At 74.2% G+C, this 23,044-nt stretch carries 16 protein-coding genes and 1 pseudogene; 5 read left to right on the top strand and 12 right to left on the bottom strand.

Annotation, left to right across the window (positions count from 1 at the left end):
• The first annotated feature begins 216 nt into the window (after nt 1-216).
• Nucleotides 217-1,005 (top strand): transcriptional repressor LexA, encoded by a 789-nt coding sequence (gene lexA, locus ACFYNX_RS32100; RefSeq protein WP_053648539.1) that lies wholly within the window; start codon nt 217-219, stop codon nt 1,003-1,005.
• Between the two features lie 90 nt (nt 1,006-1,095).
• On the opposite strand, the gene ACFYNX_RS32105 is transcribed toward lexA, so the two are convergent.
• From ACFYNX_RS32105 to ACFYNX_RS32125, 5 genes are all read right to left on the bottom strand, one after another.
• Complete coding sequence (locus tag ACFYNX_RS32105) at nt 1,096-3,069, bottom strand: ATP-dependent DNA helicase (RefSeq protein ID WP_365547295.1); 1,974 nt, start codon at nt 3,067-3,069, stop codon at nt 1,096-1,098.
• A gap of 37 nt (nt 3,070-3,106) precedes the next feature.
• Nucleotides 3,107-4,960: an IucA/IucC family protein gene (locus ACFYNX_RS32110; RefSeq protein ID WP_388666748.1), complete on the bottom strand. Its 1,854-nt coding sequence runs from the start codon at nt 4,958-4,960 to the stop codon at nt 3,107-3,109.
• A gap of 210 nt (nt 4,961-5,170) precedes the next feature.
• Nucleotides 5,171-6,073, bottom strand: coding sequence for a GNAT family N-acetyltransferase (locus ACFYNX_RS32115; protein WP_388666751.1), 903 nt, complete (start codon nt 6,071-6,073; stop codon nt 5,171-5,173).
• A gap of 85 nt (nt 6,074-6,158) precedes the next feature.
• Complete coding sequence (locus tag ACFYNX_RS32120) at nt 6,159-8,309, bottom strand: IucA/IucC family protein (protein ID WP_388666754.1); 2,151 nt, start codon at nt 8,307-8,309, stop codon at nt 6,159-6,161.
• Between the two features lie 41 nt (nt 8,310-8,350).
• Nucleotides 8,351-10,015, bottom strand: coding sequence for a diaminobutyrate--2-oxoglutarate transaminase family protein (locus tag ACFYNX_RS32125; RefSeq protein WP_388666757.1), 1,665 nt, complete (start codon nt 10,013-10,015; stop codon nt 8,351-8,353).
• A gap of 146 nt (nt 10,016-10,161) precedes the next feature.
• On the opposite strand from ACFYNX_RS32125, the gene ACFYNX_RS32130 reads away from it, so the two are divergent.
• The 3 genes and pseudogenes from ACFYNX_RS32130 to ACFYNX_RS32140 all read left to right on the top strand — a co-directional run bounded on the left by ACFYNX_RS32130 (nt 10,162) and on the right by ACFYNX_RS32140 (nt 12,834).
• A complete protein-coding gene (locus ACFYNX_RS32130) occupies nt 10,162-10,341 on the top strand; it encodes a hypothetical protein (protein WP_365547283.1) in 180 nt (59 codons plus the stop codon).
• 18 nt (nt 10,342-10,359) lie between these two features.
• Complete coding sequence (locus ACFYNX_RS32135; RefSeq protein WP_388666760.1) at nt 10,360-11,535, top strand: trypsin-like serine peptidase; 1,176 nt, start codon at nt 10,360-10,362, stop codon at nt 11,533-11,535.
• A gap of 135 nt (nt 11,536-11,670) precedes the next feature.
• Nucleotides 11,671-12,834: pseudogene (locus ACFYNX_RS32140) on the top strand (trypsin-like serine peptidase).
• A gap of 81 nt (nt 12,835-12,915) precedes the next feature.
• Here ACFYNX_RS32140 and hflX read toward each other — a convergent pair.
• The 6 genes from hflX to miaA all read right to left on the bottom strand — a co-directional run bounded on the left by hflX (nt 12,916) and on the right by miaA (nt 21,427).
• Nucleotides 12,916-14,409 carry a GTPase HflX gene (gene hflX / locus ACFYNX_RS32145; protein WP_365547274.1) on the bottom strand — a complete coding sequence of 498 codons (1,494 nt, stop codon included), beginning with the start codon at nt 14,407-14,409 and terminating at the stop codon, nt 12,916-12,918.
• A 184-nt stretch (nt 14,410-14,593) separates the two neighbouring features.
• Nucleotides 14,594-16,105 (bottom strand): M1 family metallopeptidase, encoded by a 1,512-nt coding sequence (locus tag ACFYNX_RS32150; protein ID WP_388666764.1) that lies wholly within the window; start codon nt 16,103-16,105, stop codon nt 14,594-14,596.
• A gap of 153 nt (nt 16,106-16,258) precedes the next feature.
• Nucleotides 16,259-18,556 carry a RelA/SpoT family protein gene (locus ACFYNX_RS32155; RefSeq protein WP_388666767.1) on the bottom strand — a complete coding sequence of 766 codons (2,298 nt, stop codon included), beginning with the start codon at nt 18,554-18,556 and terminating at the stop codon, nt 16,259-16,261.
• A 137-nt stretch (nt 18,557-18,693) separates the two neighbouring features.
• On the bottom strand, nt 18,694-19,611 hold the full coding sequence (gene dapF, locus ACFYNX_RS32160) for a diaminopimelate epimerase (RefSeq protein ID WP_388666770.1): 918 nt from the start codon (nt 19,609-19,611) through the stop codon (nt 18,694-18,696).
• Nucleotides 19,612-19,858: 247 nt separating this feature from the next.
• On the bottom strand, nt 19,859-20,380 hold the full coding sequence (locus ACFYNX_RS32165) for a hypothetical protein (protein WP_125668220.1): 522 nt from the start codon (nt 20,378-20,380) through the stop codon (nt 19,859-19,861).
• A 108-nt stretch (nt 20,381-20,488) separates the two neighbouring features.
• Nucleotides 20,489-21,427 (bottom strand): tRNA (adenosine(37)-N6)-dimethylallyltransferase MiaA, encoded by a 939-nt coding sequence (gene miaA / locus ACFYNX_RS32170; RefSeq protein WP_388666773.1) that lies wholly within the window; start codon nt 21,425-21,427, stop codon nt 20,489-20,491.
• Nucleotides 21,428-21,790: 363 nt separating this feature from the next.
• On the opposite strand from miaA, the gene ACFYNX_RS32175 reads away from it, so the two are divergent.
• Nucleotides 21,791-22,153 (top strand): antitoxin, encoded by a 363-nt coding sequence (locus tag ACFYNX_RS32175; RefSeq protein ID WP_388666776.1) that lies wholly within the window; start codon nt 21,791-21,793, stop codon nt 22,151-22,153.
• Between the two features lie 144 nt (nt 22,154-22,297).
• Here ACFYNX_RS32175 and ACFYNX_RS32180 read toward each other — a convergent pair whose 3' ends face one another.
• Entirely contained in the window at nt 22,298-23,005 is a 708-nt protein-coding gene (locus tag ACFYNX_RS32180; protein WP_388666779.1) for a hypothetical protein, read from the bottom strand.
• Nucleotides 23,006-23,044: the final 39 nt, after the last annotated feature.

Below are 23,044 nucleotides of genomic sequence, written 5' to 3' on the forward strand. Positions count from 1 at the left end.
GTGACCGCGGGTGATCACGACCCAGCGGCGAAGGCTACCGGAAGGCCCGGTTCGGGGCGGCGGCGCGGTGGTTCCGAGCGGTTGTACGCATACACCTCACCCCATGCGAGCGTAAGGCGATTCGCGAATTTTCACTCGAACGTGTGTTTGGCGCAACCTTTCGAAAGCTACTACCGTTGTGCCAGCCAGGGAGACCATTCGAGAGGGGCCGACGACGTGACCACCACCGCAGACAGCGCCACCATCACCGCCCAGGACCGCTCCCAGGGCCGACTCGAGGCGGTGCACGCCATGAGTGACGTAAACATGAACGGCGAGGAGCCCGGGCGCCCCGCCCGTGCCCTCCCCGGGCGACCTCCCGGCATCCGGGCCGACAGCTCCGGCCTCACCGACCGGCAGCGCCGGGTCATCGAGGTCATCCGCGACTCGGTCCAGCGGCGCGGCTACCCGCCGTCGATGCGCGAGATCGGGCAGGCGGTGGGCCTCTCCAGCACCTCTTCCGTGGCGCACCAGCTCATGGCGCTGGAGCGCAAGGGCTTCCTCCGCCGCGACCCGCACCGCCCCCGGGCGTACGAGGTCCGCGGCTCCGACCAGCCGAGCACCCAGCCCACGGACACCACCGGCAAGCCCGCCGCGTCGTACGTCCCGCTGGTCGGCCGCATCGCCGCCGGCGGCCCGATCCTGGCCGAGGAGTCCGTCGAGGACGTCTTCCCCCTCCCCCGGCAGTTGGTCGGCGACGGCGAGCTGTTCGTCCTGAAGGTCGTCGGCGACTCGATGATCGAGGCCGCCATCTGCGACGGCGACTGGGTCACCGTCCGCCGCCAGCCCGTCGCGGAGAACGGCGACATCGTCGCCGCGATGCTGGACGGCGAGGCCACGGTCAAGCGCTTCAAGCGCGAGGACGGCCACGTCTGGCTGCTGCCGCACAACGCCGCGTACCAGCCCATCCCCGGCGACGAGGCCACCATCCTCGGCAAGGTCGTGGCGGTGCTGCGACGGGTGTGACCGCACGCCGTCGGCTCTGACCGGGCCCCGGAACCCCTGCGCCGGTTCCGGGGCCCTGCCGTGTCCGGGCCCGGTCCCCCGGGCCCGGACTCAGACGCTCGCCGCCTTCGAGGCTGCGTCGATGGCCGCGAGCGACTTCCGCACCTGGTTGCGGTCGGTGGTGTACCAGAAGTCGGGCAGCGAGGCCTTGAGGTAGCTGCCGTAACGAGCCGTGGCGAGCCGGGGATCGAGGACCGCCACGACGCCCCGGTCGCCGGTGGCCCGCACGAGACGGCCCGCGCCCTGGGCCATCAGCAGGGCCGCGTGGGTCGCCGCGACCGCCATGAAGCCGTTGCCCCCGGCCTCCTCGACGGCCTTCTGCCGCGCGCTCATCAGCGGGTCGTCCGGACGCGGGAACGGGATCTTGTCCATGACGACCAGTTGGCAGCTCGGGCCCGGGACGTCCACGCCCTGCCAGAGCGACAGCGTGCCGAAGAGACAGGTCTTCGGGTCGGCGGCGAAGTTCTTGATCAGCTCGCCCAGGGTGTCCTCGCCCTGGAGCAGGATCGGCAGCTCCGGCACCCGGGTCCGCAGTTCCTCCGCCGCCTGCTGCGCCGCGCGCATGGAGGAGAAGAGGCCCAGGGTCCGCCCGCCGGCCGCCTGCACCAGCTCGGTCAGCTCGTCGAGCATGTCGCCCCGGTCCCCGTCGCGCGCGGGGCGGGAGAGGTGCTTGGCGACGTACAGGATGCCCTGCCGGGGGTAGTCGAACGGCGAGCCGACGTCGAGGCCCTTCCAGACGGGCAGGTCGTCGCCGGTGGTGCCCTCGGGGGCGAGGCCGAGCGAGGCCCCGACGCCGTTGAAGTCGCCGCCCAGCTTGAGCGTGGCCGAGGCGAGCACCACGGACCGCTCGGTGAACAGCTTCTCCCGGAGCAGACCGGAGACGGTGAGCGGGGCGACCCGCAGCGAGGCTCCGAACCGATCATGCCGCTCGTACCAGACGACGTCGTACTCGGACCCCTGGGTGATCCGCTCCGCGACGCCGTGGACGGTCTCCACCGAGGCCATGGCCTGCTTGCGCACGGCGTCCTCGTCCTGCACGGACCGGTCGCGGGTCGAGCCCAGGGCCGTGATCACGGCACGGGCCGCGTCCCGCAGCGCCATCAGGGCGTACGCGAGGTCCTCCGGGATCTCCTCCAGGCGGCCCGGCAGCGCCAGCTCCATGACCCGCTCGAAGCCCTCGGCGGCGGTCTGGAGCTGGTCGGCGACCTTCTCGTCCACGAGCTTCGCGGCCCGGCGCACCGCGCGGTTGACCTGGCCGGGGGTGAGCTCCCCGGTGGCGACGCCGGTCACGCGGGAGACCAGCTCGTGGGCCTCGTCGACGATCAGCACCTCGTGCTGCGGGAGCACCGGGGCGCCCTCGATGGCGTCGATGGCGAGCAACGCGTGGTTGGTGACGACGACGTCCGCGAGCTTGGCGCGCTCGCGGGCCGCCTCGGCGAAGCACTCCGCCCCGTAAGCGCACTTGCTCGCGCCGAGGCACTCCCGGGAGGAGACCGAGACCTGGGACCAGGCCCGGTCGGAGACGCCCGGCGTCAGGTCGTCCCGGTCTCCGGTCTCCGTCTCGTCCGACCAGTCCCGCAGGCGCATCAGGTCCTGGCCCAGCTTGCTGGTGGGCGCGGCCGCCTCGAAGGGGTCGAAGAGCCCCTCCTCCTCGTCCTGCGGCACCCCCTCGTGGAGGCGGTGCAGGCAGAGGTAGTTCGACCGGCCCTTGAGCATGGCGAACTGGGCGCGCCGGCGCAGTTGCGGATGCAGCGCGTCGACCGTCCGGGGGAGGTCGCGCTCGACGAGCTGGCGCTGCAGCGCCAGGGTGGCCGTGGCCACCACCACCCGCTCCCCCTGGGCCAGCGCCGGCACGAGGTAGCCGAGCGACTTGCCGGTGCCGGTGCCGGCCTGGACGAGGAGGTGGGAGTTGTCGTCGATGGCCTCGGCCACGGCCTCGGCCATGGCGACCTGGCCGGGCCGCTCCGTGCCGCCGACGGAGGCGACGGCGGCGTGGAGGAGGTCGGGGAGGGATGGCTTCGTCATAGCGCTCCCACCCTAAGGGGCGGTACTGACAGCCCGGTCACGCGAGGGGGTTCGGGACGGTTCCGTGAATGGCCGCGTGGGGGCGCTCGGACCGGTCCCGGTAGCCGTCCAGGTGCAGACGGTTGCGGTTGAGACAGAGTCGCTCGATGCGGGGGGTGAGGAGGTCGAAGAGGTCGAAGCGCTCCTTGAGCTCCGGGAAGCGCGCCTGGTGGCGCAGGATCTCGGCGCGGACGAGGGCCCAGAAGTCCCGCTCGGGCACACCGAGTTGCTCTTCGCAGAGCGGTGCCAGATAGCGGAAGACGCCGACGAAGAGCCCCGAGTGGATGAACTGGGTCAGGAAACCGGGCTCCTCCGTCAACAGGACGCCGCGGACGTCGTCCGGAAGGGTGGCGTGTTCGGGAAGGGGGTGGGCACTGATGTTCACATCGTCCACGAAGTCCTTGATCGCCAGGCGTACGGGGACGTCGTCGGTGTCGTACACGACGATGGCGTTCTCGCCGTGGGGCGAGAAGACGGTGCCGTAGCGGTAGAGGAAGTGCAGCAGAGGAGGGAGCAGAGCGGTGAAGAGGTGCTGGAGCCAGTCGGCGGGGGCGAGTCCCGAGCGCTCGACGAGTTCGGCGACGAAGGCCCGGCCGGCCGGGTCCGTGTGGAGGAGGGCGGCGAGGGTGCGGGCGCGCTCCCCTGACGGCAGTTCCAGGGGCTCGCGCCAGATCGCGCCGAGCAGTTCCTTGTACTGGTACGGGACCTCGGGCAGCCGGTCGTACAGCGGGTGCTCGACCGTGACGGAGGCCACCTCCCCGAGGAGGACCACCCGGCACTCGTCCCGCAGGAACGGGTCGGCGTCGCGCAGTCCGTGGACCCAGGCGGTCACGGCGGGGGCGGCGAGGGTGCGTTCGGTGGGCAGACCGCGCCAGACGAGGGTGTTGAGCACCGAAAGGGGGAGCTTCACGGTGTGCCGGTCGGGACGGCTGGTGTTGAGGAAGGTGCGGACGGACTGCTGCGGCAGACGGAGGTCGCCGTCGGCGGGGAGGGGGACGATGTCCCCGGTGACGACGGCCGGCGCGTAGAGCGGGAGCAGGATCTCGTCCCACTGCCAGGGGTGGACGGGGAGGAGGAGGTAGTCGTCGGGTGCGTGGCCGCGGGTGGTGAGGGCCGCGCGGAAGGCGGCGCGGACCTCGGGGTCGAGTTCCCGGGTGTAGAGGAGGTCGGGGGTGTCGAGGCCGGGGACGCCCCGGTAGGCGGCGAGGCGTTTGCTGACGGCGATCCACGGCAGCCGGGTGGGGCGGCGCGCCTCGGGGGCCCAGCGGGCGGTATCGGAAGCGGAGAAGCCGATGCGGCCCTTGTTGAGGACGAGCCAGGGATGACCGGTCTGGTGGCCTTCGAGCTCCGCGTAGGAGAGGTCGGCCAGCTCGTTCGCGGTGAGGGCCGTGTGGTCGAGGCGGGTGTCGGCGGCGAGGGTGGCGGAGAGTTCGCGGATGAGGTGGCCGAGGGTGGCGCCGTCGAGGCGGAGGAGACCGCGGGCACGGACCAGGAGGTCGAAGGGGTCGGTCAGGGGCCGGCCCTCGTGGGCGATCGAGTCGGGGGCGACGCGCCAGCTCCCGTAGGCGCCGCGGCGGGCGCGGAAGGTGAGCGTGGTGCCGTCGTCAAGCCGCAGCGCGTGACGGTCGGGGACGGCGTCCTCGTCACCGCCCCCTTCCTCGTCCTCGACGGGGGCGGGTTCGAGGACCTCCTCGTACGCGAACTCGGCGAGGAGCTTGGCGAGGAGACGGGAGGAGGCACGGGTCCAGGCGGCGGCGTTCAGCTCGGGGGGTGCGAGGAGGCGGGGAGACGCGAGCGGTTCGGACGCGGGGTCCGGGGCTTCGGGCGTGGGCGCCGGGGCTCCGGCGGGCACGCGGATCGGGGTGCCGGGCGTGGGGGGCAGGGTGTCGGGTGCGAGGGCGGGAGCCGGGACGGAGGTCGGGGCAGGGGCGGAGGGCGAGGCAGGGGTGGAAACGGAAGGGGTGGGTGGTGCGGAGTCGTGGGGTGCAGGGGATGTCGACACGAGGACTCCTCGGGGTGGGACCGCTGTGGGACGAGCGGTGTACGCAAGGGAGGGAGTTGTTCAGAGGACGTGCCGCAGGGCGCGGTCACGGATCATGAGGGCGGCTCTCTTGTCGGGAAGGTCGACTTCCGCCGCGTAGCGGAAGCCGCCGCCGAGGAAGGCCGAGACGGAGGGGGTGTTGCGGAGGTCGGGTTCGGCGACGATCCGGGTGCACCGGGGACGGTGGTCGAGGACCATGTCGGCGACGGCCCGCAGGAGCGTGGTGCCGACGCCCCGGCCCCGGTCGGTGGAGCCTCCGATCAGCAGGTGGACGCCCGTGTCGTGGGGGCGTGCCGGATAGTGCCGGGCGAGCGGGTCGAGGTCGGCGCGGTAGATCTCGAAGTAGCTCATGGGTGTGCCGTCGAGCCGGCCGAGGCAGGGGACGCTCCGGCCGTCGCCCTCCAGTTGGCCGCGGAGGTGTTCGGCGGTCACGGTCTCGGGCCCGGCGAGCTCCCAGAAGGCGGCGACGGCGGGGTCGTTCATCCACCGGGTGAGGAGCGGCAGGTCGTGTTCGAGTCGGACGGGGACGAGTCGGAAGGAGCCGACCGGGGTGGTGGTGGGGCCCCAGGAGGCGACGGAGTCGAGCAGGTCGCCGTCGAGGAGCTCGCGGCGCGGACGGCCGCCGCGGAAGAGGGCGCCGGGTGGGGTGCCGGTGGCGGGGGCGTCGCCGGTGGAGGTGTCGCCGGCCGGGGTGCCGGTGACCGGGGTGGCGGAGGTGCCGGTGACCGGGGCGCCGGTGGTAGAGGTGCCGGTGGCCGGGGCGCTGGTGGAAGGGGGGTCGGTGGAAGAGGGGCCGCCGGTGGGGACGTCGCCGGCCGGGGGCTGTGGTGGTGCTCCCCGGGCGAGGAGGGCGAGGAGGTCGTCGACCCTCAGGTCGAGGGTGTCGTCTCCCGGTGGGTCGGCCGGGGGGCGGGTGGGTGACACGGTGTCGCTCTCCTCTCGGCGGTGCGGTCGGGGCGCGGGGCCTGGGGCGTGGGGAGGTCGGCAGGGGTCGGAGGTGGAGAGGAGGTCAGGCGCGGAGGGGGTTGGTGATGGTGACGTAGACGGACTGGGTGTCGACCGGGCCGACGAGCTCGTCCAGGCCGTGCAGGCGGGTGAGGAGGTTGGCCTTGCTGCGCAGGGTCGCGGCTTCCAGGAGCCGGTGCGGGAGGGGCGAGCCCAGGCCGGTGGCGGAGGTGAGGAAGCTGCGGAGGGCGGCGAGCAGGACGCGCTCGTCGGCGAGGTGCTGGGCTCCGAAGGCGCCGATCAGACCGAGGACGTTGTTGATGCCCAGGTAGTAGGCGAAGCGCTCGTCGGTGACCTGGTCGGAGACGAAGGTGTCGCTGTGGGCGCCGATGCCGGGGAGACGGCTCTCCAGCTCGCTGCGACGGGACTCGCGGAAGTAGTAGCCCTGGTTGTCGCGATAGCGGCCGCCGACCGGCCAGCCGTCCGGGTCCAGGAGCACCAGGGTGTTCTGCTGGTGGGCCTCCAGGGCGATGCCGGCGTGTCCGTCGAGCCAGAGGACGGGGCGGACGACGTGGTCGAGGTAGCGGAGGAACCACTCGGTGGCCACGGCGGCGGTGGAGCGGCCGGTGCGGGCGGAGAGGCGGCCGATGACGTCGGCGAGCCGGGAGCGCATGGTGGTGGCTCCGGGCCAGGGGCGGGGGGCGGTGAGGGCGGCGATGCAGACGGCGTCGTCACCGGGGCCGAAGGGGTTGTGGCGGACCATGACGTCGAGCCCGGGGACGGGGGTGCCGTCCGGGGCGTCGACGGCCAGCCAGGCGGGGTCGCGGACGATGTCGAAGCCGGGGTGGGCGGCCTGCCACTCGTCGACGAGGCCGGTCCGGAGCAGTCGGTGGACCTCGACGCCGCGGTGGAGTTCCTTGCGGAGGTTCTCGCGGCGGGAGTTGGTGATGCGCAGGCCGAGGGAGAGCTTGAGCATGGCCGGGGCGCCGGGGCGGTGCACGGTGCGGATGGAGGAGGTGGGGTGCCAGGGGGTGCCGTGCAGGCCGAGGTCGTGGAGGAGGCCGGCGTCGAAGAGGGCGCGGACGTCGGGGCGGTGGCGGAGTTCGCGGGCCTGCCAGGGGTGGAGGGGCAGGGGGGCGGTGCCGGCAGGGACGGTGAGCCCCTCCGCGAGGCCGAGGACGAGCTGCTCGGCGGTGACGGGCCGGCCCTGTTCGGTCCAGGCGGAGTCGGAGGCCAGGAGGGAGGTGTCGACGGCGAACCAGTGGAGGGGGAAGGCGCCGTGCAGTTCGGGTGAGTAGAGGCGGCTCTCGGCCTCGGTGAGGCCTTCCCGGCTCTTGGGGGTGGGGTGGAGGGGGTGGCCGAGCAGGAGGGACTGTTCGGCGGCGAGGAACAGGTCGGCGTCCGGGTGCGGCTGGGGCCGGTGGCGGCGCGCGGCGATGAAGTCGGCGGTGCGGCGGGCGGAGTCGGCGACCCGGCCGACGAGTTCGGTGCCCTCGGGGCGGCCGGTCTCCCGGCTGAGGAGGGCGGCGACGGTGACGGCGTCGACGGGCGGCGCCGAGGAGGGGAGCCCTTCGAGGACGGGGGCGCCGAAGCGGTGCCAGCCGGTGGGCGACCAGTAGGAGACGGGGACGAGGAGGGCGGTGCCGCTGGCGTCGAGGGGGACGCGCAGGGTGGCGGAGCCGGGGGCGGGGAGGTTCTTCTCCCGGACCCAGCAGCGCAGGAGGTTCTCGACCGCGGCCGTGTCGGCGGCGCGCTCCGGGTCGGGATCGTCCAGGGGGTCGGCGGCGGGCCGGGAGGACCGGGGGTCGAGCGGTCCGAGGTGCTGGCGCGGGACGGTGGGGTCGCCGGAGTCGGGACGCTCGGAACCGCGGCAGTCGGCGCCGGGGTACTCGGCGCCGGGGTACTCGGAGCCGGGGCGCTCGGAGCCGGGGCGCTCGGAGCTGGAGTACTCGGAGCCGGGGCGCTCGGAGCTGGAGTACTCGGGACCGAGATATTCGGAACCGGGGCGTTCGAGGCCCGGGTATTCGGAACCGCGGCGCTCGGCGCCGGAGTGCTCGGAATCGGGGCGCCCGGCGCCGGGGTATTCGGAGCCGGGGCGCTCGGGGCCGGAGTACTCGGAGCCGGGTGCCCCGGGGGTGAAGGGCTCGGTTCCGGGGGGCTCGGTGGTGGGGAGGGGGGCGGTGGTGGGCGCCGGGGAGGTGGGCGTGGCGTTCACGGGCTTCCTTGGGGGGTGGGGCCGGGGGCGCGGTCCGAGGGTCAGTGGGACGGCCCGGGGGCGGGCGTGGGGGCCGGGGCCCGGCGGGAGGGGGGCGAGTGGGGGGCGCGGGTCCGTTCGGCGGCGGCGAGGGCGTCGGCGAAGCGGTCCAGGACGGCGGTGGCCTGCTCGTCGGTGAGGGTGAGCGGCGGCAGGAGCCGGACCACCGCGGAGTGGCGTCCGCCGAGTTCGACGATGAGCCCCCGGGCCAGACACTCCTGCTGGACGGCGAGGGCCAGGGCGGGGGCGGCGGGCGGAACGGCGTCGTTCGGTCCGGCCGCGTCGGGGTCGACGAGTTCGACCCCGATCATCAGGCCGCGGCCGCGGACGTCGCCGACGCACGGGTGGGTCGCGGCGAGGCCCTGGAGCTGCCCGAGCATGCGGGCGCCGAGGGTGCCGGCCCGTTCGGCGAGCCGGTTCTCGCGGACGTACGCGAGGGTGACCGTGCCGGCGGCCATGGCGAGCTGGTTGCCGCGGAAGGTGCCGGCGTGGGCGCCGGGTTCCCAGGCGTCCAGCGAGGAGCGGTAGACGACGACGGCGAGCGGGAGGGAACCGCCGATGGCCTTGGAGAGGACCATCACGTCGGGCACGACGCCGCTGTGTTCGACGGCCCAGAAGGCGCCGGTGCGGCCGACCCCGGTCTGGACCTCGTCCACGACGAGGGGGATGCCGCGGTCGGCGGTGACGCGGCGCATCCGGCGCATCCAGTCGTCGGGGGCGGGGATGACGCCGCCCTCGCCCTGGACGGCCTCGACGATCATTCCGGCGGGGATGGTGACGCCGCTCTTGGGGTCGTCGAGGAGGCTCTCGGTCCAGCGGGCGGAGAGCTCCGCGCCGCGTTCGCCGCCGACGCCGAAGGGGCAGCGGTACGAGTGCGGGTAGGGCAGCCGGGTCACGCGGACGTCGGGGGCTCCGCCGGAGGCGGCGAGGGCTCCGGCGGTCATGCCGTGGTAGGCGCCGGTGAAGGCGAGGAGGCCGTCGCGGCCGGTGGCGGTGCGGACGAGCTTGAGGGCGGCCTCGACGGCGTCGGTGCCGGCCGGTCCGCAGAACTGGACGCGGGCGTCGTCGGCGAGTCCGCCCGGGAGGGTGGCGAACAGTTCGGAGGTGAAGGCGTCCTTGACGGGGGTGGCGAGGTCGAGGACGTGGAGCGGGGCGCCCGAGTCGAGGACCTTCTTGACGGCTTCGAGGACCACGGGGTGGTTGTGGCCGAGCGCGAGCGTTCCCGCGCCGGAGAGGCAGTCCAGGTAGCGGCGGCCGTCGGCGCCCTCGATGGTCAGCCCCCGGGCCCGCACGGGCACGATCGGCAGGGAGCGGGCGTAGGTGCGGGCGGCGGACTCGCGCAGGGACTGGCGGCGCAGGATCCCCTCGTACCCGGTCCCCCGCACGGTCCGCCCCGACGGGGACGTCTGCCCGGACCCGGACGCCTGCCCGGACCCCGACTCCTGTCCCGGTCCGGACACCCGTCCCGGCCCGGACGCCTGTCCCGACCCGGGCGCCCTCCCCCCTTCGCACCCTTCGGGGACCTCGCCGGGTTCGCCCGGCGTACCCGGCGTGGCCGGCGCGGCCGTCGGGGTCGGCGGGGCGTGCGGCTCCGCCGGGACGGCCGGAGCTGATTCGGTCACGGCCACGGCTCGGTGTCCTCCCGCTGTAACAGTTGCGTTGCACATCGGGGCGTCGTGGAGCGGCCGCAAGGGCCGTTCCGGGCGCTTCCGTTGTGTCCCCCGTACGTACCAACGACGGGAACTCCCCGGGATCACGGGCCGGAGGCGAGAACTTGGCGTGTCCCGGATCACGGCACGGCAACGGCCGAACGATGCCCGGAACCACCGGCGGGGCGCGTACCGTCCCCTCCGGCACCGGCATAGTGGGGGCCGTCGGCCGTGTTCCGCCGGGATCCGGCCACCGCCCGCCCGCGAGCAGGCCCGTGAACGAGCTCACGAGCGAGCTCGTGGACGAGCAGAACAAGCTGAACGAGCAGAACAAGTTGACGTAGTCCCAGGGGGATCACGAGATGCGATCGATTCGTCCGTTGCTGACGGCGGCCTCCGCCGTCGCGGCGCTGACGCTCACCATTACGTCCTGCGGGCCGAGCGAGGAGAACGCGGGGGACAAGCCCAGTGCCCCCACGAGCCTGAGCCCGGCCGAGAAGATCAAGATTCCGGAGGACCTGAAGGACCGCCTGAAGGAACACGGGATCGACCTCGACAAGTGGCGCGGCGGCGAGTGGAGGAACTGGGACCGCGACAAGTGGCTGCGTGAGGCCAAGGACTTCGTCAACCCGATCATCGAGGACCTCTGGAACCCGGACCGGATGCGGGAGGCCGAGCGCCCCGACGAGCCGGTCGAGGAGGAGGACATCTCGGGCGACGAGGGCGTCACCGACCCGACTCCGGACCCGGTGCGGGCGAAGGCCGTGGACGCGAAGTACCACGACAACGCCCCCGAGTCCGGCAAGGTCTTCTTCGACGGCCCCGAGGGCTCCATGGTCTGCTCGGCCACGGTCGTGCGGGACCCGGCGCACCCGGGCAAGTCCAACATGGTCTGGACGGCCGGTCACTGCGTGCACAAGGGGAAGAAGGGCGGCTGGTACCGCAACATCGCCTTCGTGCCCTCGTACAACGACGCGGCGCTGGCGACCTCCGACCTGGAGAAGGCGACGCGGGAGCAGATCGCCCCGTACGGCGTGTGGTGGGCGGAGTGGGTCAAGACCTCCGACCAGTGGATCGCCGAGGGCGCGAGCACGGGCGGCGCGGGCGCTCCCTACGACTTCGCGGTCATCAAGGTGACCCCGGAGAAGGGCTCCCCCGCCAAGTCCCTGGAGGAGACGGTCGGTTCGGCGCTTCCGGTGGAGTTCAAGGCGCCCGCCGTGCCGAAGGTCGCGAGCCTGACGGCGACCGGTTACCCGGCGGCGGCGCCGTTCGACGGCCAGAAGATGTTCCAGTGCCGGGACAAGCCGGGCCGGCTGTCCCTGAAGGCGGACCAGCCGACGATGTACCGGATCGGCTGCACGATGACCGGTGGTTCGTCGGGCGGCGGCTGGGTGGCCGAGGGCAGCGACGGCAAGCCGGCGCTGGTGTCGAACACCTCGATCGGCCCGTCGACGGCGGGCTGGCTCGCGGGCCCGCGCCTCGGCCCGGAGGCCAAGGGCATCTTCGACGAGGTCAGCAAGAAGTACGCCGGCCGCTAGGCCCGGCACGGAGGCGGGGCCCCCGGGGTCCCGCCTCCACCCATGTCGCACCCGTCCCGCGGGCCGCGCCGGACCGCGGCCGGCCCCGACACGGGACACGGCCCGGCGGGACACACCTCAGGGGGAACTCACCACATGCGCTCCGTACGACTCATACCCGCCGCCCTCGGCCTGGTCACGGCGCTCGCGCTGACCGCCACGGCCTGCGGGCCCGCCGAGACGCCGGCCGCCGACAAGCCGGCCGCCGGGGCGAGCGGCTCCGCACCCGCCCCGGACAGCGGTGACGGCCTCACCGGGGACCTCGCCGACAAGCTCAGGAAGCACGGCGTCGATCCGGACAGGTGGAAGGACGGCGAGTGGAGGAACTGGGACAGGAAGACCTGGCTGCGTGAGGCTGAGGACTTCGTCAACCCGGTGGTCGAAGGGCTCTGGGACCCGGCGCGCATGCGGTCCGCGAAGAGCCCGGACCAGACGATCACGGCGCAGGCCGGCACCGGCGGCACCGACCCGACGCCCCGGCCCGTGCGGGCGCAGCGCGAGAAGACGCCGTACCACCGCAACGCGGCCCCGGTCGGCAAGATCTTCTTCGACGCGCCGCAGGGCCACATGGTCTGCTCCGGCACCATCGTGAAGGACCCCCGCCGGCCCGGGAAGTCGAACCTGGTCTGGACGGCCGGCCACTGCGTCCACGCGGGCGGGAAGGGCGGCTGGTACCGCAACATCACCTTCGTGCCGGCCTTCAACGACCTGGGCAGGTCCCCCGCCGCGCTGAACGGCGCGCAGCCGCACGAGGTGTACCCGTACGGCCAGTACTGGGCCGACTGGGCCGTGACCTCCGGCGAGTGGATCAGGTCGGGCGGCACCGACCGGGCCTAGCCGTACGACTACGCCGTGCTGCACGTGAAGCCGCAGCGGGGCACCAAGTCCCTGGAGGAGACCGTCGGCGCCGCCCTGCCGGTGGACTTCTCCGCTCCGGCGCCCGCGCGGGCCGGGACGACCGGCGCCTGGGGGTACCCGCAGGCCGCTCCGTACGACGGCGTGATCATGCACAAGTGCCTGGACCGGGCGACGCGGCTCACCACGGCGCCCGCGACCCCGGTGATGTACCGGATCGGCTGCACGATGACCGCGGGGTCGTCCGGCGGCGGCTGGTTCCGGGTGCTGCCGAACGGGAGGACGGCGCTCGTGTCGAACACCTCGATCGGCCCGGCCGGCGGCAACGGCTGGCTCGCCGGACCGCAGCTCGGCAGCGGCGCCAGGGCGGCCCACGAGACGGTCAGCAAGAAGTACGCCCGCTGACCCGTACCGTACGGAGAACGGCCGAAGGCGCCGGTCCCCTCCCCGAAGGGAGGGGACCGGCGCCTTCGTCGTACGGAGTCGTCAGTGCGCGGCGGGCACGAACGGCGCCAGGAGCGCCGCCAGTTCCTCGTGCACCCTGGCCTTGAGCAGGGTGCCCTCGGGGGTGTGCTCCTCGGACTCCAGCTCGCCCTCGGCGTGCACCCGCGAGACCAGACCGCCCTGCGTGTAGGGCACGAGGGCCTCGATCTCGACCTTCGGCCGCGGCAGCTCGGCGTCGATGAGCGCGAGCAGCTCGTCGATGCCCTGGCCCGAGCGGGCCGAGACCGCGATGGAGTGCTTCTCCATGCGCAGCAGCCGCTGGAGGACCAGCGGGTCCGCCGCGTCCGCCTTGTTGACGACGACGATCTCCGGCACGTCCACCGCGCCGACGTCCCGGAAGACCTCGCGCACGGCGGCCAACTGCTCCTCCGGGGCGGGGTGCGAGCCGTCCACCACGTGCAGGATGAGGTCGGAGTCGCCGACCTCCTCCATGGTGGAGCGGAACGCCTCGACCAGGTGGTGCGGAAGGTGCCGGACGAAGCCGACGGTGTCGGCCAGGGTGTAGACCCGGCCGGTGGGTGTCTCGGCCCGGCGGACGGTCGGGTCGAGCGTGGCGAACAGCGCGTTCTCCACGAGGACGCCCGCGCCCGTGAGCCGGTTGAGCAGGGAGGACTTGCCGGCGTTGGTGTACCCCGCGATGGCGACCGACGGCACGTTGTTCCTGCGCCGCTCCTGCCGCTTGATGTCGCGGCCGGTCTTCATCTCGGCGATCTCCCGGCGCATCTTCGCCATCTTCTCGCGGATGCGGCGCCGGTCGGTCTCGATCTTGGTCTCACCAGGACCGCGGGTGGCCATGCCGCCACCGCCGCCGCCGCCCATCTGCCGGGAGAGCGACTGGCCCCAGCCGCGCAGCCGCGGCAGCATGTACTGCATCTGCGCGAGCGCGACCTGCGCCTTGCCCTCCCGGGACTTGGCGTGCTGGGCGAAGATGTCGAGGATGAGGGCGGTCCGGTCGACCACCTTCACCTTGACGACGTCTTCGAGGGCGATGAGCTGGCCGGGGCTGAGCTCGCCGTCGCAGACGACGGTGTCGGCACCGGTCTCGACCACGATGTCCCGCAGCTCGCGCGCCTTGCCCGAGCCGATGAAGGTGGCCGGGTCCGGCTTGTCGCGGCGCTGGATCACGCCGTCGAGCACGAGGGCGCCCGCCGTCTCGGCGAGGGCCGCGAGCTCCGCGAGGGAGTTCTCCGCGTCCTGCACGGTCCCCGAGGTCCAGACGCCGACCAGCACGACGCGCTCCAGGCGCAACTGGCGGTACTCGACCTCGGTGACGTCCTCGAGCTCGGTGGAGAGGCCGGCGACGCGGCGCAGGGCCGCGCGCTCGGAGCGGTCGAACTGGTCGCCGTCCCGCTCTCCGTCGATCTCGTGGCTCCAGGCGACGTCCTCTTCCATCAGGGCATCGGCCCGAAGGCTCTCGGTACGGTTCGTCTCCGCGAAGCTCTGGTTGTCCTGGGAAGGGGATGAAGAGGAGGTCATTGGATCCTTACGTCTGAGAGAAAGAGTCTGTGCCGGTGACAACGCGCGCGGGCGCCGGAAGATTCCCGGGCCCGGCCGCGTCGCCGACCGGACGATGGTGACACGCCCTGCCGGGGCCCGTCACCCGGGTTTCCCGGCGTCCGCCCGGGCCGCCGACCGGGGCCCGGGGCGTCCACCGGGCCCGTCATCCGCGTTCCGGGGCGCTCCCCGTGCTCCGGGCCGGGTTGCTGCGCCAGTCCGGGTGTCCGGGCATGGGCGGGGTCTTCTCCCCGTACAGCCAGCCCCGGAAGAAGCCGGTGAGGTCGCGTCCGGCGGTCCGGCCGGCCAGGGCGACGAAGTCGGCGGTGGTGGCGCTCGCGTCGCGGTGCCGGGTGACCCAGGCGCGCTCCAGGCGCCGGAAGGCGTCGGTGCCGATCTCCTGGCGGAGCGCGTAGAGGACCAGGGAGCTGCCGTCGTAGACGATCGGCCGGAAGAGGCTGATCTTGTGGTCCGGCGAGGGCGGTTCGGGGGCCGCCGGAGGCCCGCCGGCCGCCCGCCATCCGTCGGAGGCGGCGTAGGCGGCCTTCATGCGCCGCTCCAGGGGCCTGTCGGCGGTCTCCTCGGCGTACAGGGCCTCGTACCAACTGGCGTGTCCCTCGTTGAGCCACAGGTCGGACCAACTGCGGGGCGAGACGCTGTTGCCGAACCACTGGTGGGCCAGCTCGTGGACCATGATCGAGTCGACGTACCACTCGGGGAGGGCCGGCTCCGTGAAGAGGCGGCGCTCGAAGAGCGAGAGGGTCTGGGTCTCCAGCTCGAAACCGGTGGTGGCGTCGGCGACGAGCACGCCGTACGTCTCGAAGGGGTACGGGCCGACCTGCCGCTCCATCCACTCCACGTGCCCCGGCGTCCTGCGGAGCCAGGGTTCCAGGAGCTCCCGGTCGGCGGTGGGAACCACGTCCCGCAGGGGCAGCCCGTGGGGGCCGGCGCGGTGGACGACGGTGGAGCGGCCGATGGAGATCTGGGCGAGCTCGGTGGCCATGGGGTGGCCGGTGCGGTAGGTCCAGGTGGTCCGGGAGCCGTGGCGGACGCGGCCGGCGGGCAGGCCGTTGGCGACGGCGGTGAGCCCGTCGGGGACGGTGATCCGGAAGGTGAAGTACGCCTTGTCCGCCGGGTGGTCGTTGGACGGGAAGACCCGGTGGGCGGCGTCGGCCTGGTTGGCCATGGCGAGGCCGTCGCCGGTGCGGACCCAGCCGCCGGTGTCGGCGGGCCCGGAGGGGTCGCTGGTGTGGGTGACGGTGATCCGGAGCGGTTCGCCCGCGTCGACGGGCTCGGCGGGGGTGACGACCAGGTCCTCGCCGCGGCTGGTGTACGCGGCGGGCCGGCCGTCGACGGTGACGGCGGAGACCCGGCCGTGGGTGAAGTCGAGGTTGATCCGCTCCAGGTCGTCGGTGGCGAGCGCGTCGATCCGGGTCACGGCGGAGAGCGGCTTCGTGTTCACGCCGGGGTAGGCGACGTCGAGGGTGTACGCGAGGACGTCGTAGCCCGGGTTGCCGAGGTGCGGGAAGAGCGGGTCGCCGATGCCGAGCGGCGCGGGGGCGGGCAGGGAGGCGGCGAGGAGCCCGGCCGAGGAGGCGACCAGGGCGGCGGAGCGGAGCCACCGGACGCGGGGCAGGGGCGTGCGGTCGAACGGCACAGGGGATCGGGCGAACGGCATGGGCCAGGGCCTTTCCGGGGGACTGGCCCTACGGCTACCAGGGCTTTCGCCGCGCGCCGGGGCGGCTCGCCCGCCCGCCACCCGAAGGGGTTCACCCCCGGGGGTCACCTGCCCGTCCGCATGAGCGGCCCGCCCGGTCACGGTCGTGTTCCCTCACGTCCGGTGCGGGCGGGGGCGGGGGGACGCGCGGTGGCGGGCGCGGCTCACGTCGTACACCCCGGGCACGTCCCGCATGGCCCGCATGAGGGCGGGGAGCTCGGCCGCGTCGGGGAGGTGGAGGGTGTACGTGTGGCGGACCCGCTGCTCGCTGGGCGGCTCGACGGTCGCGGAGACGACCGCGGCCCCGGCGGTGGCGATGGCCTCGGTGAGGTCGGCGAGGAGTCCGGGCCGGCCGAAGGACTCGGCGACGAGGGTGACCCTGCCCTGGGCGGTGTCGCCCCAGCGGACGGCGACGGGTGCGCGGCCGATCCGGCGCATGGCGTCGGCGGAGGCGCAGGTGGAGCGGTGGACGGTGACCGATCCGCCGCGCACCCGGAAGCCGGTGATCTCGTCGGGGGGTACGGGGGTGCAGCATCCGGCCGGGCGGACGGCGGCGGGCCGTTCGCCGTCCAGGTCGGCGTGGAGCTCGGCGCCGGGGCGGCGGTCGGCGGCCGGGAGGGGTTCGGGCCGTGTCCCGGGCCGGTCGCCGGACCAGCCGTCGGGCCGGTCGTCGGATCGGTCGCCGGATCGGTCGCCGGGCCCGAGCCGGCGCCCGGGGTCGGCGGGGGTGGCGCTCTCGGGGTGGTCCCGCAGCCAGCCGGTGATGGCGATCCGGGCGGCGGGGGTGCGGGCGTGGTCCAGCCACTCCGGGGACGGGCCGGACACGGGGTCCTGGGCGAGCAGGAGCTGGACGGTGTCGCCGTCGCCCAGGACGGTGCTCAGCGGGGCGAGGCGCCCGTTGACGCGGGCGCCGAGACAGGCGTGGGCGGCCTCGCCGTGCTGGGCGTAGGCGGCGTCGACGCAGCTCGCGCCGGCGGGCAGGCTGATCGTGCCGGGGGCGCCGCCGTCGGCGCGGAAGACGGTGATCTCGTCGTCCTCGGCGAGGTCGGCGCGCAGCGAGGTCCAGAAGGTGTCGGGGTCCGGGGCGGACTGCTGCCAGTCGAGGAGACGGGAGAGCCAGCCGGGGCGGGTGGGGTCGACGCGCTCGCCGTCCTCGGACACGAGGGAGGCGGGGGTCGCGGAGGTGCCCTGCCGCTCGGCCGGGGGCGCCGTGCCCTCCGGCTGCTCGGCCGTCTCCTGTCCCCCGTGCGGGTCGCCGAGGGCGACGACCCCGGCCTCCGCGACCTTGTGCATCCGGTGGGTCCGGATGAGGACCTCGGCCACGGCCCCGTCGGGGGCGGCGACGGCGGTGTGCAGGGACTGGTACAGGTTGAACTTGGGCGCCGCAATGAAGTCCTTGAACTCGGAGATCACCGGGGTGAAGCAGGTGTGCAGCTCGCCGAGGACCGCGTAGCAGTCGGCGTCCTCGGCGACGAGCACGAGGAGGCGTCCGAAGTCGCAGCCGCGCAGCTCGCCGCGCTTGAGGCGGACGCGGTGGACGGAGACGAGGTGCCGGGGCCTGACGAGGACGTCGGCGCCGATGCCCGCCTCGCGCAGGACGGCGTCGACCTGTTCCGCGACGGCTCCGAGCGCGTCGGGGGCGTGCGGGTTGCCGGCGACGAGCGCGCGCGTGGTCTCGTACTCCTCGGGGTGGAGGATGGCGAAGACGAGGTCCTCCAGCTCGGTCTTGAGGGCCTGGACGCCGAGCCGTTCCGCGAGCGGGATGAGGACGTCCCGGGTGACCCGGGCGATCCGGGCCTGTTTCTCGGGGCGCATCACGCCGAGGGTGCGCATGTTGTGGAGGCGGTCGGCGAGTTTGATCGACATGACCCGGACGTCGTTGCCGGTGGCGACGAGCATCTTGCGGAAGGTCTCGGGCTCGGCGGCGGCTCCGTAGTCGATCTTCTCGACCTTGGTGACGCCGTCGACGAGGTAGGCGACCTCGTCGCCGAACTCCCGGCGCACCTGATCGAGCGTCACCTCGGTGTCCTCGACGGTGTCGTGGAGGAGGGAGGCGGTCAGGGTGGTGGTCTCGGCGCCGAGTTCGGCCAGGATGAGGGTGACCGCGAGCGGGTGGGTGATGTACGGCTCGCCGCTCTTGCGGAACTGGCCGCGGTGCGAGGACTCGGCGAGGACGTACGCCCGGCGCAGCACCGTCAGGTCGGCCTCGGGATGGTGGGTGCGGTGCGCCTCGGCGACGTGGCCGATGGCATCGGGGAGCCGGTCTCGGGGGGCCGGTCCGGCGGTGGCGCCCAGCAGGGCGGCGCGGCCGAGACGGCGCAGGTCGATGCGGCCGCGTCCGCGCCTGCGGACGGTCACGTCGGTGGCGGCGTCCTCCGCCGCGCTCACAGGGTTGGTGGCCTCTGCGCTCATGGGGCACCTCCGGCGACAGACCGGCGGTGGGCGGGCCAGGCGTGCCCGGGGGCCGGTGCTTGATGCTACCGACCCCACCACGCGGCGCAGTCACGCTCTCGCTCAGCGTGAATCGGATCACCCATTCGAGCGATAATTCAGTCGCTGACCGTTTCGATTCCGGGGCCGGCGGCGTTCTCCGGGCCCCCGGCGAGCCAGGCGGGGTCGAGGGTGCCCTCGGCGACGATGACGGCCGGGCCGGTCATGTCGATCCGTCCGTCGGGGTGCTCGGTGATGACCAGGGTCCCGCCGAGGACGTCGACGGTGTACGTGACGGGGGTGCCGGTCTCCGCGGGGTCGGCGCCGTCCCGGCGGGCGGTCGCGACGGCGACGGCGCACGCGCCCGTGCCGCAGGAGCGGGTCTCGGCGGCGCCGCGCTCGTGGACCCGCATGGCGACGTGGCGGGGGCCGCGGTCGGCGACGAACTCGATGTTGACCCCGTCCGGGTAGACGGAGGCGGGTGCGTAGGCGGGTTCGGTGAAGAGGGTCCCGGCGTGGTCGAGGTCCTCGACGAAGGCGACCGCGTGCGGGTTGCCCATGTTCACGTTGCGGGCGGGCCAACTGCGGCCGTCGACGGTGATCGTGGCGCCGCCCTCGGGGAGGACCGCGCGGCCCATGGCCACGGTGACGGAGCCGTCCTTGTCGAGGTGGACGTGCTTGACCCCGCCGCGGGTGGCGACGGCCACCTCGCCGGCGGTGACGTGTCCGGCGTGCTCCAGGTAGCGGGCGAAGACCCGGACCCCGTTCCCGCACATCTCGGCGACCGAGCCGTCGGCGTTGCGGTAGTCCATGAACCACTCGGCCTCGCCGGCCAGGTGCCGGGCCTCGGGGTGGGCGGCGCTGCGCACGACGTGCAGCAGTCCGTCGCCCCCGATGCCGGCGCGCCGGTCGCAGAGCCGGGCGACGACGGCGGGGGGCAGGTCGAGGGCGTTCTCCGCGTCGGGGACGATCACGAAGTCGTTCTCGGTGCCGTGGCCCTTGAGGAAACGGAGCGGGGAGGTCTGCGTGCTGGTCACGAGATCAACTGTACGGGTCGGGGGCGCGGGACGGGGGCGCGCGGGGGCCGCGGTGCGGGCTCGGCGGGGGCGCGGGTTCGGCGGAGGCGGGCCGCGGTGCGCGCGGGCTCGGCAGGGGCGGTCCCGGCGGGGGCACGGGTTCGGCGGAGGCGGGGGCGCGGGACGGGGGCGCGCGGGGGCCGCGGTGCGGGCTCGGCAGGGGCGGTCCCGGCGGGGGCACGGGTTCGGCGGAGGCGGGGGCGCGGGTTCAGCGGAGGCGGGCCACGCGCCAGACCGCGAGGGCGACCAGGGCCCCGATGGTCGCCACGTACAGGGCGAGGACGCGCCAGTCCGGGCGCTCGCCGGAGCCGCGCGCCGGGAGGCCGGGCCAGGTGTGGCCGACCTTGCGGGCGGCCATCACGCCCCAGCCCGCCGCGCAGGAGCTGATGAGCAGGCCGAGCATGGCGACGACGGCGCCGCCGTCCCCGGAGCCGAAGGCGAGCGGGAAGGCGAACATCAGCGAGCCGACGGCGGCGAGGCCCACGATCGGGGCGAGCTGCCAGATCCGCAGCCGCCGCTGGGGGCGCAGCTCGACCTCGACCTCGTCGGCGTCCACCTCGACGGCGGTGCCGACCGCGTCGTCGGGGCCGTCCGGTGTCAGCCCCGGGGTTCCGACCGGAGCGTCGTCCACCGGGTGTCCGGGGCGTCCCGGGGTCTCACCCGACGGGTCCGCCGTCGGACCGCCCAGGACCGCTTCGTGCTGTTCTCTGTCGCGAGGGCCGGCCTCCATCGCCACGCGCCCTCCCCACTCGGACTCCACTTGGTCGATCGATGCTCGATGATGGCACGCTCCCGACCGCCGGAATGACGGGCAGGGCGTCCCGATGCCATCACGTGATCAGGCTGTAACCGCTCGTTCGACCAACGAGAGCGCCTCTCGCGGGAGTTCTCCCCGGTGGTCGGCGGCCCCGTCGAGCCAGTGCACGCGCGGGTCGCGGCGGAACCACGAGTCCTGGCGGCGGGCGAACCGCTTGGTGGCCCGGACGGTCTCGGCCCGCGCCTCGTCCTCCGTGCACTCCCCCGCGAGCGCCGCGAGGACCTGCTGGTAGCCGAGGGCGCGGGAGGAGGTGCGCCCCTCGCGCAGTCCTTCCGCCTCCAGGGCGCGCACCTCGTCGACGAGGCCGGCCTCCCACATCCGGTCCACGCGCGTGGTGATCCGTTCGTCGAGCTCGGGGCGGGCCACGTCGACGCCGATCTGGACGGTGTCGTAGACGGAGTCGGGGCCGGGGAGGTGGGCGGTGAAGGGCTTGCCGGTGATCTCGATCACTTCGAGGGCCCGGACGATGCGGCGCCCGTTGCTGGGCAGGATCGCGCGGGCCGCCCCGGGGTCGGCCTCGGCGAGGCGGGCGTGCAGGACGCCGGAGCCGCGCTCGTCGAGCTCGGCCTCCAGGCGGGCCCGGACGGCGGGGTCGGTGCCGGGGAACTCCAGGGCGTCGACGGCCCCCCGTACGTAGAGGCCGGAGCCGCCGACGAGGACCGGGGTGCGGCCGGCGGCGAGCAGCCGGTCGATCTCGGCGCGGGCGAGGCGCTGGTACTCGGCGACGCTGGCGGCCTCGGTGACGTCCCAGATGTCGAGGAGGTGGTGCGGGACGCCGCCGCGCTCCTCGGGCGTCAGTTTGGCGGTCCCGATGTCCATCCCCCGGTACAACTGCATCGAGTCGGCGTTGACGACCTCGCCGCCGAGCTGCTGGGCCAGGAACACACCCAGATCGGACTTTCCGGCTGCCGTGGGGCCGACGACGGCGATGACCCGCGGGGCGGGAGCTGCGCTTCTCACCGCCCCAGTCTCCCAAACCTCCGGCCCCCTCCCCGAACGAGCGGCGTGACGGGCCCCGGCCGGGCTCGTTGCCCGTGCGCGGCACCCCGCCGCCGGTCGTCGCGGGGACCCCTCGCTCCGAGTAGGCTGAGGGATGGATATGGGTGTTTTGTAAAGGTTTTGCCGTAGGTTTTCGCCCTGAGCCGCGCACGAGGGCGGACGCGGGTCGCGGGTTCGCCGGAGGAGCGAGTTCTTCGGGGAAGAGCGGGCACGCGGACCGTACGGAGGGCGCCCAGGCGGCCGAAGGCGCGTAGGCAGGCCCCCGGGTGCTGGGGGCAGGACACGAGGACGGGCCCGCGGGGGCCCGTGGAGGGAAGGTGCCCCATGGGTCTCCTGGATTCGCTGAAGGCCAAGCTCGGCCCGGCCAAGGACAAGGTCGCCGATCTGGCGCAGCAGCACGGGGAGAAGATCGACCAGGGCCTGGACAAGGCCGCGAAGGTGGTCGACGAGAAGACCAAGGGCAAGTACAGCGACAAGATCCATTCCGGTACGGGCAAGGCCAAGGAGGCCATCGACCGGATGGGCCACAAGGAGGGCGGCGCTCCGGGGACCGGCGGTGCGGCCGAGACCGGTGGTGCGCCCGGGACCGGTGGGATGCCGGGGGCCGGTGGGACGCCCGGGACCAATGGCGCTCCTGGGACCGGTGGTACCCCCGGCGGTGGTGTGACGCCGCCGCCGGCTGCCTGACGGTTTCCGGGGAGTTCCGGGGAGTTCCGGGAAGGCTTCCGGGACGACAGCGGACGGTGGGCGGCGGACGGCCGCGGAGCGAAGCGCTCCGCGGCCGTCCGCCGTCGTCGTGTCCGGGGGCGCTTCCGGGGCGCGCTCAGGTGCTCAGGACCAGGCGGCCACGACGTACTCAACCCCGTACGGGTCGTCCTCGTGGAGCAGCCGGCCGGCGAGTCCGGCGCCCTCGGCGGCGCCCGCGAGGACCTGCCAGGGGGCCCGGCCGGACGCCTTCAGCTCGTGCGCGAGCCGCGCGTCGAGGGCGAGCAGCGCGGGTGCGTCGGCCGCGCCCAGCGCGCGGACGGCCTCCGCGTCGAAGCCGGCGGCCCGCTCGTCGAGGTAGCCGGGGGCCTTCACGGTCCGGCAGGCGCTGCCGTCGCCCATCACGAGGAGGGCGACGCGGTCGGCGGAGGCGGCGAGCCCGCGGCCGGTGTCGGCGCAGGTCTCGGCCGGGGTCTCCTCCCCCACGGCCAGGCCCTCGGCGGGCGCGCCGGCCCAGCGGGCCCGGTCGAGGAGCCAGGCGCCGACGGCGAGGGGGGCGGGCAGGGGGCGGTCACCGGCCGGTCCGTCGCCGAGGCGTACGGAGAGGTCGACGCCGAATCCGGCGAAGGAGCCGGTGGCACCGGCCGGGAAGACGCCCCGGGCTCCCTCGGCCGCGGGCCCCACGACGTACAGCCGGTCCGGGCGGGCTGCGGCGAGCAGCCCGACGGCGTCCGCGCAGGCGGCCCGCACGGCGTCCAGCTCGGGGGCGGCGCCGGTCGCGACCTCGGGCACGAGGAGCGGCGGGCAGGGACAGACGGCTGCGGCGACAAGCATGATCCGCACCTTACTGCGGCCCGGACCGGCGCCGTCCGG

It is taken from the genome of Streptomyces sp. NPDC007872 (genome assembly GCF_042868165.1).
Taxonomy (GTDB): Bacteria; Actinomycetota; Actinomycetes; order Streptomycetales; family Streptomycetaceae; genus Streptomyces.